Below are 12,832 nucleotides of genomic sequence, written 5' to 3' on the forward strand. Positions count from 1 at the left end.
ATTGAGCAGCGTATCAAGCCTGCCTAACCCTTGCTGCAGCCAAGGGAGGTACAGGGCATGGAAGAGATCGCAGCCGACATCCGCAAGAATCTGGACAACCGTCCCTTTGACGGCTCGCTGAAATTTGACTGCGGCGCTGACGGGGTGATTGTTCTCGCCGATGGTACCGCCAGCACCGAAGACCGCGACACCGATTGCACCCTGCGGCTCAGCCCGGAAAACCTGACCAAGCTTCTGACCGGCAAGCTGAACCCGGCCACCGCGGTGATGATGGGCAAGATCAAGCTGTCCGGCGACATGGGCGTGGCGCTGAAACTCAGCAAGCTGATCGGCTGACCCGACACTGGTCACTTGCGATCACCAATCGGTGACTCCCCCCGCCCGAGGCTTGAGCCCGCCCCCCCCCGCAGGCAGGCTGGCCGCAACCGGAGCTGGAGGCAAGAATGCGGTTTCTGAACCAGATAAAATCCGTGGCCCTGGTGGGGCTGATCGTGCTGGGCTGCGTGGCGCGGGCGCATCCCGTGCAGGCGCAGGAGACCCAGACGCTGACCGTCGCCGGCGGCTGTTTCTGGTGCGTCGAAAGTGATTTTGAATCGGTGCGCGGCGTGACCGAGGCCGTGTCTGGCTATACCGGCGGCAGCACCAAGAACCCGACCTACAAATCCGTGACCGGTGGCAACACCGGCCACTACGAGGCGGTTCAGATCAGGTTTGATCCGTCGAAAGTCTCACGTCGACAGTTGCTGCAGATGTTCCTGCGTTCTGTCGATCCCACCGACGCGGGCGGCCAGTTCTGCGACCGCGGCGACAGCTACCGCACGGCTATATTTGTCTCTAACAAGGCTGAAAGGGCTTTGGCGCAGGAGGTGATCGCGCAGGCGCAGGCGGAACTGGGGCAAAAGATCGTCACCCCCGTTCTGGACAGCAGCCGGTTCTACCGGGCCGAAGACTATCATCAGGACTATTACAAGGGCGACAGCCTGGTGTTCACCCGATTTGGCCCGAAACGGCAGGCTGCGGCTTACAAACGCTATCGCCAAGCCTGCGGGCGCGATCAACGGGTGCGCCAGCTGTGGGGCGACGCGGCCCCCTTTGCCGGTGGGTATTGAAGGCAAAACCACCCATGAGGTGAGGCCAATACTTCCAAGTTTCCTACAGCCAGAAAAGTGCGGATCTGCGGCTCAGAACTGCGTGTCGGCAACTTCCTGACGGGTCGGGATCACATCCGCGGTGCCGCGCCGCGTGACCATCAGCGCGCCGGCCCGCGCGGCCTCTGCCATGGCGTCGGCCATTGAAAGCCCCCGGTCCAGTGCCGACAGAACATAGCCGGTAAAGGTGTCGCCGGCGCCGGTTGTGTCAACCGCGGTGACCGGCAGGGCCGGCACATCCAGCACCGCGCCGCTGGCCCCGTCGATATGCCGCGCGCCCTTGGCGCCCAGCGTGATGATCACGTCGCGCACCCCCAGGTCGGCCGGGGTCTTGCCGGTGGCCTGCCGCAGCTGTTCCGCCTCGACCTCGTTCAGGATCAGGAAGTCGAGATGGGGCAAAACTGCCTGCACCGCCGCCGCATCAAAGGGCGCCGCCGCATAGCAGACCCGCAGTCCTTTTGCCTTGCCGCGCTCGGCCGCCTCGGCCTGCAGGTTTGTCTCGTTCTGCAAGACCAGGATGTCACCGGGCGCCGCCTGGGCAAAGGCGCGGTCCAGCTGCGCCATGGTCAGCTCCCGGTTGGCCCCGGGATAGAGAATGATCAAGTTCTCTCCGTCCCGGTCCACCGCGATGATGGCATGGCCAGTCGGCGTATCCAGCCGGGCGACATGCTCCACATCCACGCCATAGTCGGCCAGCCGCTCAACCGCCCAGACACCATCCGCCCCGACCGCGCCGATGTGCTTCACCTCGCTGCCGGCGCGGGTGGCGGCCACTGACATATTGGCCCCCTTGCCCCCCAGGAACTTCTGCAAACCGCCGGCGGCCAGTGTCTCCCCCGGCGCCGGCAGATGCGGCATGGCATAGACCATGTCCGCGTTGATCGATCCCAGGTTCAAGATGGCCATGCCGGATCACCCGATGTTGCAGGCGGCCAGAACCGCCATGTTCAGGATGTCATTTGCGGTCGAGGTCGTCGAGCAAATCTGAATCGGCTTGTCGATGCCCGACAGGATCGGGCCGACCACCGTGGCACCGCCCATCTCCTGCATCAGCTTGACCGAGATCGAGGCCGAGTGCCGGGCCGGCACGATCAGGATGTTGGCAGGACCGGTCAGGCGCTGGAACGGGTAGGCCTCCTGCGCGGCGGCGTTCAGCGCCACATCCACGGTCATCTCGCCTTCATACTCGAAATCCACCCCGCGCTGATCCAGGACCGCAGGCGCACGGTGCATCTTCTCGGCCCGCTCCGACACCGGGTAGCCGAAGGTCGAGAAACTGACGAAGGCAACCCGCGGCTCCAGACCCATGTGGCGGGCGACGCCGGCAGCCCGTTCAGCGATGTTGGCCAGGTCGTTCTCGTCCGGCCATTCATGCACCAGCGTGTCGCCGATCAGCACGATGCGGCCCTTGTGCAGCAGCGCGGTGACCCCGGCAGCGCCATGGGCGGCGTCGGCGTCAAAGACATGGTTGATGCGATCCAGCACATGCGCCGACTTGCGGGTGGCCCCGGTCACCAGGCCATCGCCATGCCCATGCGCCAGCATCAGCGCCGAGAACACATGCCGGTCACGACCGACCAGGCGGTGAATGTCCTTGCGGTCGTGACCCCTGCGGTTCAGCCGGTCGTACAGGAAGTCCTTGTAGGTCTCGAAATGCTGCGTGTTGGCGGCGTTCACCACCTCCAGCTCACGCGCCGCATCACCCAGGCCGGCTTCCTCGAGTTTGGCCTTCACGTCGTCGGGCCGACCGACAACCAGAGCCTTGCCGAAGCCGGAGCGCTGATACATCACCGCCGCGCGCAGCACCCGCGGGTCGTCGCCTTCGGCAAAGATCATCCGGGACTGGGCGGCCCGCGCCCGTGCGTTCAGACCGCGCAGCACCGATTGCGTGGGGTCCATGCGGCCGCGCAGACCATGTTCATAGGCATCCATGTCCACGATCGGACGGCGCGCAGCGCCGGTGTCCATCCCCGCCTTGGCCACCGCCGGCGGGATGCGGTGGATCAGACGCGGGTCGAAGGGCGTCGGGATGATGTAGTCGCGTCCGAACGACAGCGACTTGCCATAGGCCAGCGCCACCTCATCCGGCACATCCTCACGCGCCAGCGCGGCCAGCGCATGAGCGCAGGCGATCTTCATTTCGTCATTGATGGCGCGGGCATGAATGTCGAGCGCGCCGCGGAACAGGTAGGGAAAGCCCAGCACGTTGTTGACCTGGTTCGGATAGTCCGAGCGGCCGGTGGCGACGATGGCATCGACGCGCACCTCGTGGGCTTCCTCCGGGGTGATTTCCGGATCCGGGTTGGCCATGGCAAAGATCACCGGGTTGTCGGCCATGGATTTCACCATTTCCTGCGTCACGGCCCCCTTGACCGACACCCCCAGGAAGACGTCCGCACCGCGCATTGCCTCTTCCAGCGTGCGCAGCTCGGTGGTGATGGCATGGGCCGATTTCCACTGGTTCATGCCCTCGGTGCGGCCCTGGTAGATCACGCCCTTGGTATCACAGACGATGCAGTTTTCGTGCCGCGCACCCATGGCCTTCAACAACTCGATACAGGCAATGCCGGCGGCCCCCGCACCGTTCAGGACGATCTTCACGTCCTCGATCTTCTTGCCCGACAGGTGCAGCGCGTTGATCAGACCGGCCGCACAGATCACCGCGGTGCCGTGCTGGTCGTCGTGAAACACCGGGATGTCCATCTCTTCCTTGAGACGCTGCTCGATGATGAAACATTCCGGCGCCTTGATGTCCTCAAGGTTGATGCCGCCAAAGGTCGGCCCCATCAGCTTGACGGCCTCGATGAATTTGTCCGGATCCTCGGTATCCAGCTCGATGTCGATCGAGTTCACGTCGGCAAAGCGTTTGAACAGGACCGACTTGCCCTCCATCACCGGCTTAGAGCCGAGCGCGCCGAGGTTGCCAAGCCCCAGAACCGCGGTGCCGTTCGAGATCACCGCGACCAGATTGCCCTTGTTGGTATAGTCGTAGGCGGTCTCCGGGTTGGCCGCGATCGCTTCACAGGGAACTGCAACGCCAGGGCTGTAAGCCAGCGACAGGTCGCGCTGGGTGGTCATCGGGACGGTTGCGTTTATCTCCCATTTGCCGGGAGACGGTTCCAGGTGAAACGCCAGTGCTTCTGCGTCGGTGATCTTTGTTTTGGGCATTTGGTCCTAGTCCTCTTCGCAACGCCCTCGTCTTACCCCAGCGTCGGGCGCCTCTCAATCCGGGGTTTCAAGAATCTCTATCTTCGGAATTCAGATAAAAACAGCGAAACTCCTGTGAATTTCCCTGCTTTTTTGCCGCAGTTCCGTCTCCATCCACCGTCATTCGCCACCCTCCTTGCCACGTCTGCGCACCCGCACATCCGGGTTTTCCTCGGCCTGCCTGCATTGTAGAAGTCGGGCAAAGACGGACCGGGGGAATTTGCATGACCGTTACGCCCATGATGGCGCAGTATCTCGAAATCAAGGCAGCGCATTCGGATGCGTTGCTGTTCTATCGGATGGGCGATTTCTACGAGATGTTCTTTGACGATGCCATCAACGCCGCCGAGGCGCTGGACATCGCCCTGACCAAACGTGGCAAACACAACGGAGAGGACATCCCCATGTGCGGCGTGCCGGTCCACGCCGCCGAAGGCTACCTGCTGACGCTGATCCGCAAGGGGTTCCGGGTGGCTGTCGGGGAACAGCTGGAAAGCCCCGCAGAAGCCAAGAAACGCGGGTCTAAATCGGTCGTAAAGCGCGACGTGGTGCGATTGGTAACCCCGGGCACCCTGACCGAAGACTCCCTGCTGGAGGCCCGCAGCCACAATTTTCTGGTCGCCTATGCCGAGCTGCGCGAGGAAGCCGCGCTGGCTTGGGCGGATATTTCGACCGGCGCATTTCACGTGATGCCGATCGCCCGCGTGCGCCTCTCCCCCGAGCTTGCACGACTGGCCCCGTCGGAGCTGCTGGTCGCCGACGGGCCTGCGCTGGACACGGTCCGCCCGCTGGCGAATGAATACAAGATCCCCCTCACTCCGCTGGGCAAGGCCAGCTTTGACAGCACCGCGGCCGAGAAGCGCATCTGCACGCTGTTCAACGTCAGCGCGCTGGACGGCTTCGGCACGTTTACCCGCGCGGAAGTGTCCGCGATGGGGGCCCTGATCGACTACCTGGAGATCACCCAGAAGGGCAAACTGCCGCTGCTGCAACCGCCGCAGCAGGAGGCGCAGGACCGGGTGGTGCAGATCGACGCAGCAACCCGTCGCAACCTTGAGTTGACGAAATCACTCTCCGGTGGCCGCGCCGGCTCGCTGCTGTCCGTGGTGGACCGCACCGTCACCCCCGGTGGCGCCAGACTGCTGGAGCAACGGCTTTCCAGCCCCTCGCGCAACCAGGATGTCATCCACCGACGCCTGTCCGCATTGGACCACGTGGTAGAGCACAGCCAGCTGGCCCAGGATCTTCGCGATGCATTGCGCAAGACCCCGGACCTAGATCGTGCCCTGTCGCGACTGGCACTGGAACGTGGCGGTCCCCGCGACCTTGCCGCCATCCGCAACGGCCTCGCGCAGGCGGAACAGATCGTCGATCGCTGCAGGGACCAGGACCTGCCACAGCTGATGAGCGCGGCGATTGCCGATCTGCAAGGGTTTGATGATCTGCTCTCCCTTCTGGACGCCGCCCTGATTGCCGACCCGCCGCTGCTGGCGCGCGATGGCGGCTTCATCGCCGCAGGATATGATCCGGAGCTGGACGAGGCTCGCACCCTGCGCGACGAAGGGCGGGGCGTCATCGCGGCGATGCAGCAGAAATATGCCGAACAGGCCGGCGTTGCCTCGCTGAAGATCAAGCACAACAACGTGCTGGGCTATTTCATCGAAACCACCGCGACCCATGCGGACAAGATGATGTCGCCGCCGCTGAACGAGACCTTCATCCACCGCCAGACGACCGCCAACCAGGTGCGCTTCACCACGGTGGAGCTGAGCGAGATCGAGACCCGCATCCTGAACGCGGGCAACCTGGCTCTGGAGATTGAAAAGCGGCTCTACAAAAGGCTGACAGACGCAATCCTGGCGTCAGCCCCGCAGTTGAATACCGCCGCCCGCGCCCTTGCCGAACTGGATCTTCTGACCGCGCTGGCCGATCTGGCCCGCGGCGAAGGCTGGACCCGCCCGCAGGTCGACAACAGCCGCGCGTTCCACGTGGAAGGCGGACGTCACCCGGTGGTCGAACAGGCCCTGCGCCAACAGGGCGGCGAGACCTTCGTCGCCAACGACTGTGATCTCAGCGCCGATGACGGGGCCGCGGTCTGGTTGCTGACCGGTCCGAACATGGCGGGTAAATCGACCTTCCTACGACAGAACGCGCTGATTGCCCTGCTCGCGCAGATGGGCAGCTACGTGCCGGCGGAGCGCGCCCATATCGGCATCGTCAGCCAGTTGTTCAGTCGCGTCGGTGCCTCTGACGACCTCGCGCGCGGGCGCTCCACCTTCATGGTGGAGATGGTCGAAACCGCCGCAATCCTGAACCAGGCCGACGATCGGGCGCTGGTGATCCTTGATGAAATCGGCCGCGGCACCGCGACCTATGACGGCTTGTCGATCGCCTGGGCGACCCTGGAACACCTGCATGAGGTGAACCGGTCCCGCGCCCTGTTTGCCACCCACTACCACGAATTGACCCAACTCGCTGCCAAACTGGAGGGCGTCGACAACGCCACCGTTGCGGTCAAGGAGTGGGAAGGCGAGGTCATCTTCCTGCACGAGGTCCGCAAAGGGGCAGCCGATCGCTCCTATGGTGTGCAGGTGGCGCAGCTGGCCGGGCTGCCGGCCTCGGTCGTGACGCGCGCCCGCGACGTGCTGGACATGCTGGAAAAAGGCAGCCGGGAAGGTGGCGGCAAGGTGCAGATCGACGACCTGCCGCTGTTTGCCGCCGCGCCACCACCACCACCACAACCCAAGCCAAACGCTGCGCCGTCGCCGGTGCTGGAACTCCTGGACGGCATCCACCCGGACGATCTGTCCCCGCGTGAAGCACTGGAAGCGCTCTACAAGCTCAAGGAAGCCGCGAGGTAAAACAAAAGCGGCCCCCTCGGGGACCGCTCCTTCATCTTTCCCAAAATACTCCCGCCGGAGGCGCAGGCCCGCCAGGGCCTCAACGCCTGCCGGGGTGGGATCAGCTGTCCGGTGTCGACGACACCCCGACCTGCGCGGCCCGCAGCAGCCGATCATGCAACATGAAACCTTCGGCGGAAACCTGGATGATCTCCCCCGCCTTGGTTCCCGGCACCGGAGCCTCGAACATCGCTTCATGCAGCTGCGGGTCGAACTTGTCGCCGACCTCCGGCGAAACGATGCGGATGCCGTGCTTCTCAAACACGCCCAGCAACGAGCGCATGGTCAGTTCGACACCTTCGATCAGCGCAGCAGCCACTTCGCGCTGCTCGTCGGTCGCCGATTCAATGGCCCGTTTCATGTTATCGTAGACAGGCAGCATATCGCGGGCCAGTTTCGAGCCACCGTAATTCTCCGCTTCACGGCGCGCCTTGTCGCCACGCTTGCGAGCATTTTCGGCATCTGCCAAGGCTCGCATGAACCGGTCTTTCAGCTCATCCCGCTCTGCCCGGAGCGCGTCGATTTCCAGCGAGGCGTCATCAAACTCCTCCGTTTGCGCCGCCATCTCCTCCGCCTCGGCGGCTGCGATGTCATCCAGAAAGTCTTCGTCCTTGAGCTCTGCCATGTTTCACCTCTAACTCCGGTCGGACAACAGCTTGCCGACCAGTTGTGCCGTGTAGTCCACGATCGGCACAATCCGTCCGTAATTCAGGCGCGTCGGGCCAATGACACCCACCGCACCGATGATCTTTCGATCCGCGTTCATATAGGGAGACACCACCAAAGAGGAACCCGAAAGTGAGAAAAGTTTGTTCTCCGAGCCGATAAAAATGCGTACACCCTCACCGTCCTCGGTCAGTTCCAGGAATTCGGCAATGTCCCGCTTACGTTCCAGATCGTCGAACAGGGTCCGAATGCGCTCCAACTCCTCGGCCGCACCGGTGTCAGCCAGCAGATTCGACCGCCCGCGCACGATCAGCCGCGCACGATCGCTGCCGTCATCCTCCCAGGCGGCCAGGCCGCTTTCGATCATCTCATGCGCAAGGCTGTCGATCTCCTGACGCCGGGCCGAGATCTCGCGCTGAATCTGGCGCTGAACATCGCTCAGCGTGCGCCCCTCGATCAACGAGTTCAGGAAATTCGCGGCCTCCCTCATCGAGCTTGGGGTCTGGCCCGGTGGTGGCTTAAACAGGCGATTTTCCACGTGACCATCGGAAAACACCAACACCACCAAGGCCCGATCATGGGCCAGGGACACGAATTCGATGTGGCGAATCTCCGCCTCATGCTTGGGCGTCAGAACCAGCGAGGCGCCTCGGGTCACCCCGGAGAGGGCCGCCCCGACACGATCCAGCATGCTGCCAACATCGCCGGCGTTGCGCCCCAACGTGGCATCGATCTTTTCGCGATCGTCGACCGCCAGGTCCTCGACCTCCAACAACCCGTCGACGAACATCCGCAGGCCCAGCTGCGTCGGCACCCGGCCGGCGCTGACATGCGGGCTGTCCAGCAGACCCATGAACTCCAGATCCTGCATCACGTTTCGGATTGTTGCGGCGCTGACCTTCTCGCTCAGCGATCGGCTCAGCGTGCGGCTTCCCACCGGGTCGCCGCTCTCCAGATACGTCTCGACCACCGTCCGGAACACCTCCCGGGAACGGTCGTTCAGATCCTCCAGAATGTTGTTCGGCTCACTCATCGGTCTTCCTGCGCTAAATCCGTTCTAAACATAGGAACCCGGTATCGGAATGTCATTAAAGAGCAGATGTCCAAAAGGTCAATCGGGCTTGCATCGCCGTTGGTCAGAGCGCTATCCCCAAGCCAACAGAAAAAGGAAATGACATGCGACCCTCTGGAAGAAACCTGAATGAGATGCGCCCGGTTTCGATCGAGACCGGCTTTACCAAACACGCAGAGGGCTCCTGCCTGATCAAGGTAGGCGACACCCACGTGCTGTGCACCGCCACCATCGAAGATCGCGTACCTCCCTTCATCAAGGGCACGGGCCTCGGCTGGGTCACCGCCGAATACGGCATGCTGCCCCGCGCCACCAACACCCGCATGCGCCGCGAGGCGGCCTCGGGCAAACAGGGCGGCCGCACCGTCGAGATCCAGCGCCTGATCGGCCGCGCCCTGCGCGCCGGCGTTGATCGTGTTGCCCTGGGCGAGCGCCAGATCACCGTCGACTGTGACGTGCTGCAGGCCGACGGCGGTACCCGCTGTGCCTCGATCACCGGCGGCTGGGTGGCGCTGCGCCTGGCGGTGAACAAGCTGATGAAGGCCGGCGACGTCAAGATCGACCCGCTGCTGGACCCGGTCTCGGCCGTTTCCTGCGGCATCTACGCGGGACAGCCGGTGCTGGATCTGGACTACCCCGAGGATTCCGAAGCCGGCGTCGACGGCAACTTCATCATGACCGGCTCCGGCAAGTTGATCGAAGTGCAGATGTCCGCCGAAGGCGCGCTGTTCTCCCGTGACCAGATGAACGAGCTGATGGACCTGGCCGCCAAGGGCACCGCCGAGCTGGCCGAGATGCAGAAGGCTGCCTGCGCATGACCCGCAAACTGGAAGGCGGCAAGCTGCTTGTCGCCACCCACAACAAGGGCAAGCTGGCCGAGATCACCGAGATCCTGGCGCCTTACGGCGTCAGCGTCATCGGCGCCGCGGAAATGGATCTGCCGGAGCCCGAGGAAACCGAGGACACCTTTGTCGGCAACGCCCGGATCAAGGCCCACGCGGCGGCGCAGGCCACCGGCCTCCCTGCCCTGTCGGACGATTCCGGCATCACCATCGACGCGCTGAATGGCGCGCCCGGCGTCTATACCGCCGATTGGGCCGAAACCCCGAATGGCCGCGATTTCATGCAGGCGATGACCCGCGCCAATGACGAGCTGAACGCCGTCGGCGCCGAGGCACCGCGCACCGCGCAGTTCCGCTGCACGCTGGTGATCGCCTGGCCAGACGGTCACGACGAGGTGTTCGAGGGCGTCATGCCCGGCCAGCTGATCTGGCCCATCCGGGGCGAACATGGCTTTGGTTACGATCCGATGTTCATGCCTGATGGGCACGATCTCACCTGCGCGGAAATGGATCCGGCCGAAAAGCACAGGATCAGCCACCGCGGCAAGGCTCTGGCAAAGTTCGTGGAGGGCTGTTTCAGTGGATGACTGGCGCAACGGGGGCTTTGGCCTCTACGTGCATTGGCCCTTTTGCCAAGCCAAATGCCCCTATTGCGACTTCAACAGCCATGTCTCTGCCAACATAGACCAGAAAGCATGGGCTAGAGCCTATTTGGCAGAACTCGACAGACTCTCGGAACAGCTTTCCGGCCGGGTTCTGAACTCGATTTTCTTCGGCGGCGGCACCCCATCTCTGATGCAGCCAGACACCGTTGCGGTAATCATCGAACGCGCACGTGAAATCTGGCCTTTTGCCAATGATATAGAGATATCTCTTGAAGCGAACCCAGGCTCTGTCGAGGCTGGACGCTTTGCCGGGTATCTCGACGCCGGCGTGAATAGGGTCTCGATGGGAATTCAGGCTCTGAACGACACGGATCTTCGCCGTCTTGGTCGCATCCACAGCGTCGCCGAAGCCCGTGCCGCTTTCGATATCGCCCGCAACTGTTTCGACCGCGTCAGCTTTGATCTGATCTATGCGCGACAGGGTCAAACCCTCGACGCCTGGCAGGCAGAACTGCACGAGGCGCTGTCGATGGCGATCGACCATTTGTCACTATATCAACTCACGATCGAGGATGGCACCGCCTTTGGCGACCGCTATGCCCGCGGCAAGTTGCGCGACCTTCCCGCGGATGACACCGCCGCGGACATGTACCACGCCACGCAGGAGATCTGCTCCCAATACGGCATGCACGGCTACGAGATTTCCAACCACGCCAAGCCCGGCGCGGAATCCCGACACAACCAGATCTACTGGCGCTACGGCGACTATGCGGGCATCGGTCCCGGCGCGCATGGGCGGCTGACATTGAATGGCGTCCGCCACGCTACCGAAACCCATCTCGCTCCGGGCGCCTGGTTGCAAGCTGTTGCCGCCGGCAATGGGGAATCCCTCCGCGACGCCCTATCCAATCAAGATGCTGCAGCCGAATACCTGATGATGGGGATGCGCCTGACCGAAGGTCTGGATATGGCACGATATGCCCAGCTATCGGGTCAGGAATTGCCCCAAGATCGGCTTCAAGACCTTGTAGAGCTGGGTATGGTCACTATCTCAGACAACAGGCTTTGCGCGACCCTGCGGGGCCGTGCCCTATTAAACGCGGTTCTCCGCGAGCTCCTGGTGGATTAGAAACATGCGCCTTGTCTATGCCGGCCTTGGACTCCTCAGCGTTGCCCTGGCCGTCATCGGCGTGGTGCTTCCCCTGCTCCCCACCGTCCCCTTCCTGCTGCTCGCAGCCTTCTGCTTTGCCAATTCATCAGAGCGTTTGCATGGCTGGCTGTTGGACCACACGGTGTTCGGCCCGATGATCGTTGACTGGCAGGAGCACGGCGCCATCCGACCAGCCGCAAAAAAGGCGGCAACCGTGTCGATTGCCGCCGTCTTTCTGATTTCCATCGCACTGCAGGCGCCAGGCTATGTGATCGGGATCCAAGCCGTGGTTCTTACGGCCGTCCTGATCTTTATCTGGTCCCGGCCTAGCGGCTGAGGATATTGCAGAGCTCGTCGAGCTGGTCCAGGGTTTCGTAGCTGATCGTCACCGAGCCCGCTTCTCCGCCCGGCTTGTGATCGATGGAGACCTTCATTTTCAGAACCGCAGACAGATCCCCTTCCAGGGCACGGGTATCTGCGTCCTTTTCCTCGGACTTCTTCGACTTGCGGGCTGGCTTGATGCTCCCGCCTGCGGCGGCCTTCTTGACCAGCGCTTCGGTGGCGCGCACGGACAGCCCACCTTTGACGATCTTCGCCGCAAGTTCCGACGCGTTGTCCGAGGTGATCAGCGCCCGGGCGTGGCCAGCCGACAGCTTTCGCTCCTGCACTAGCTGCTGCACGTCCTCAGGCAAATGCAGAAGCCGGACCAGGTTGGCAATATGGCTGCGGCTCTTACCGAGCGCTTCCGCCATCTTTTCCTGGGTGTGGCCGAACTTGTCCATGAGCTGCTTGTAACTCTGCGCCTCTTCCATGGCGTTGAGGTCCGAGCGCTGGATGTTTTCGATGATGGCCACTTCCATCATCTCGAGATCCGAGTAGTCCCGGATCAGGACCGGTACTTCGTGCAGCTGCGCCGCCTGTGACGCGCGCCAGCGCCGTTCACCCGCAACGATCTCGTACTTGCCATCGGATGTCGGCCGCACGATGAGCGGCTGCAAAACACCCTTTTCCTTGATCGATGCCGTCAGATCATCAAGATCTTCCTGCAGGAACTGCCGACGCGGCTGGTTCGGGTTGGCAACGATTTTCTCGATGGGAACCAGGATCTCTGCGTTGCGCGGAGCTTCCGCCTGGGTGCTCACCGGCTCGGGGTTCACATCCGCCATCAAGGCTGACAATCCTCGGCCCAGACCACGCGGTTTTGCCTTTTTATCTGCCATTGGTGCCTCCGGTATTCTTCTT

Annotated in this window: 12 protein-coding genes; 7 read left to right on the forward strand and 5 right to left on the reverse strand. The window is 63.0% G+C overall.

Features of this window, described 5'->3' with window-relative positions; translation table 11 throughout:
• Positions 1-57 precede the first annotated feature (57 nt).
• Both ACZ52D_RS07850 and msrA read left to right on the forward strand, forming a co-directional pair.
• Positions 58-336: an SCP2 sterol-binding domain-containing protein gene (locus ACZ52D_RS07850; protein WP_369929759.1), complete on the forward strand. Its 279-nt coding sequence runs from the start codon at positions 58-60 to the stop codon at positions 334-336.
• Positions 337-443: 107 nt separating this feature from the next.
• Positions 444-1,109: a peptide-methionine (S)-S-oxide reductase MsrA gene (gene msrA, locus ACZ52D_RS07855; protein WP_464443067.1), complete on the forward strand. Its 666-nt coding sequence runs from the start codon at positions 444-446 to the stop codon at positions 1,107-1,109.
• A gap of 72 nt (positions 1,110-1,181) precedes the next feature.
• On the opposite strand, the gene ACZ52D_RS07860 is transcribed toward msrA, so the two are convergent.
• Both ACZ52D_RS07860 and ACZ52D_RS07865 read right to left on the reverse strand, forming a co-directional pair.
• Positions 1,182-2,054: a ribokinase gene (locus ACZ52D_RS07860; RefSeq protein WP_464443068.1), complete on the reverse strand. Its 873-nt coding sequence runs from the start codon at positions 2,052-2,054 to the stop codon at positions 1,182-1,184.
• 6 nt (positions 2,055-2,060) lie between these two features.
• On the reverse strand, positions 2,061-4,316 hold the full coding sequence (locus ACZ52D_RS07865; protein ID WP_222454389.1) for an NADP-dependent malic enzyme: 2,256 nt from the start codon (positions 4,314-4,316) through the stop codon (positions 2,061-2,063).
• 263 nt (positions 4,317-4,579) lie between these two features.
• Between ACZ52D_RS07865 and mutS the strand changes: the two genes are divergently transcribed.
• Positions 4,580-7,216 (forward strand): DNA mismatch repair protein MutS, encoded by a 2,637-nt coding sequence (gene mutS / locus ACZ52D_RS07870; RefSeq protein ID WP_464443069.1) that lies wholly within the window; start codon positions 4,580-4,582, stop codon positions 7,214-7,216.
• A gap of 100 nt (positions 7,217-7,316) precedes the next feature.
• Here mutS and ACZ52D_RS07875 read toward each other — a convergent pair whose 3' ends face one another.
• Both ACZ52D_RS07875 and hrcA read right to left on the reverse strand, forming a co-directional pair.
• On the reverse strand, positions 7,317-7,880 hold the full coding sequence (locus ACZ52D_RS07875) for a nucleotide exchange factor GrpE (RefSeq protein ID WP_222454387.1): 564 nt from the start codon (positions 7,878-7,880) through the stop codon (positions 7,317-7,319).
• Between the two features lie 9 nt (positions 7,881-7,889).
• Positions 7,890-8,954, reverse strand: coding sequence for a heat-inducible transcriptional repressor HrcA (gene hrcA / locus ACZ52D_RS07880; RefSeq protein ID WP_222454386.1), 1,065 nt, complete (start codon positions 8,952-8,954; stop codon positions 7,890-7,892).
• A gap of 143 nt (positions 8,955-9,097) precedes the next feature.
• Here hrcA and rph point away from each other — a divergent pair, with 143 nt between their 5' ends.
• The 4 genes from rph to ACZ52D_RS07900 are packed head-to-tail and all read left to right on the forward strand — an operon-like array spanning position 9,098 to position 11,927.
• Positions 9,098-9,811 carry a ribonuclease PH gene (rph, locus tag ACZ52D_RS07885; protein ID WP_222454385.1) on the forward strand — a complete coding sequence of 238 codons (714 nt, stop codon included), beginning with the start codon at positions 9,098-9,100 and terminating at the stop codon, positions 9,809-9,811.
• Positions 9,808-10,422 carry an RdgB/HAM1 family non-canonical purine NTP pyrophosphatase gene (gene rdgB, locus ACZ52D_RS07890; RefSeq protein WP_222454384.1) on the forward strand — a complete coding sequence of 205 codons (615 nt, stop codon included), beginning with the start codon at positions 9,808-9,810 and terminating at the stop codon, positions 10,420-10,422. The genes rph and rdgB overlap by 4 nt, the downstream gene beginning before the upstream one ends.
• Positions 10,415-11,569: a radical SAM family heme chaperone HemW gene (gene hemW / locus ACZ52D_RS07895; protein WP_464443070.1), complete on the forward strand. Its 1,155-nt coding sequence runs from the start codon at positions 10,415-10,417 to the stop codon at positions 11,567-11,569. Before rdgB ends, hemW begins: the two co-directional genes overlap by 8 nt.
• A gap of 4 nt (positions 11,570-11,573) precedes the next feature.
• Positions 11,574-11,927 carry a YbaN family protein gene (locus tag ACZ52D_RS07900; protein ID WP_417474477.1) on the forward strand — a complete coding sequence of 118 codons (354 nt, stop codon included), beginning with the start codon at positions 11,574-11,576 and terminating at the stop codon, positions 11,925-11,927.
• On the opposite strand, the gene ACZ52D_RS07905 is transcribed toward ACZ52D_RS07900, so the two are convergent.
• Positions 11,917-12,810, reverse strand: a complete 894-nt coding sequence (locus tag ACZ52D_RS07905; protein ID WP_369929744.1) for a ParB/RepB/Spo0J family partition protein — start codon at positions 12,808-12,810, stop codon at positions 11,917-11,919. The genes ACZ52D_RS07900 and ACZ52D_RS07905 overlap by 11 nt on opposite strands.
• Positions 12,811-12,832: the final 22 nt, after the last annotated feature.

This window comes from Leisingera sp. S2M4, assembly GCF_055398055.1.

Coding starts and splice junctions, on each gene's coding strand:
- ACZ52D_RS07850 (WP_369929759.1), top strand. CDS start 58: ATGGAAGAGATCGCAGCCGACATCCGCAAGAATCTGGACAACCGTCCC.
- msrA (WP_464443067.1), top strand. CDS start 444: ATGCGGTTTCTGAACCAGATAAAATCCGTGGCCCTGGTGGGGCTGATC.
- ACZ52D_RS07860 (WP_464443068.1), bottom strand. CDS start 2,054: ATGGCCATCTTGAACCTGGGATCGATCAACGCGGACATGGTCTATGCC.
- ACZ52D_RS07865 (WP_222454389.1), bottom strand. CDS start 4,316: ATGCCCAAAACAAAGATCACCGACGCAGAAGCACTGGCGTTTCACCTG.
- mutS (WP_464443069.1), top strand. CDS start 4,580: ATGACCGTTACGCCCATGATGGCGCAGTATCTCGAAATCAAGGCAGCG.
- ACZ52D_RS07875 (WP_222454387.1), bottom strand. CDS start 7,880: ATGGCAGAGCTCAAGGACGAAGACTTTCTGGATGACATCGCAGCCGCC.
- hrcA (WP_222454386.1), bottom strand. CDS start 8,954: ATGAGTGAGCCGAACAACATTCTGGAGGATCTGAACGACCGTTCCCGG.
- rph (WP_222454385.1), top strand. CDS start 9,098: ATGCGACCCTCTGGAAGAAACCTGAATGAGATGCGCCCGGTTTCGATC.
- rdgB (WP_222454384.1), top strand. CDS start 9,808: ATGACCCGCAAACTGGAAGGCGGCAAGCTGCTTGTCGCCACCCACAAC.
- ACZ52D_RS07900 (WP_417474477.1), top strand. CDS start 11,574: ATGCGCCTTGTCTATGCCGGCCTTGGACTCCTCAGCGTTGCCCTGGCC.
- ACZ52D_RS07905 (WP_369929744.1), bottom strand. CDS start 12,810: ATGGCAGATAAAAAGGCAAAACCGCGTGGTCTGGGCCGAGGATTGTCA.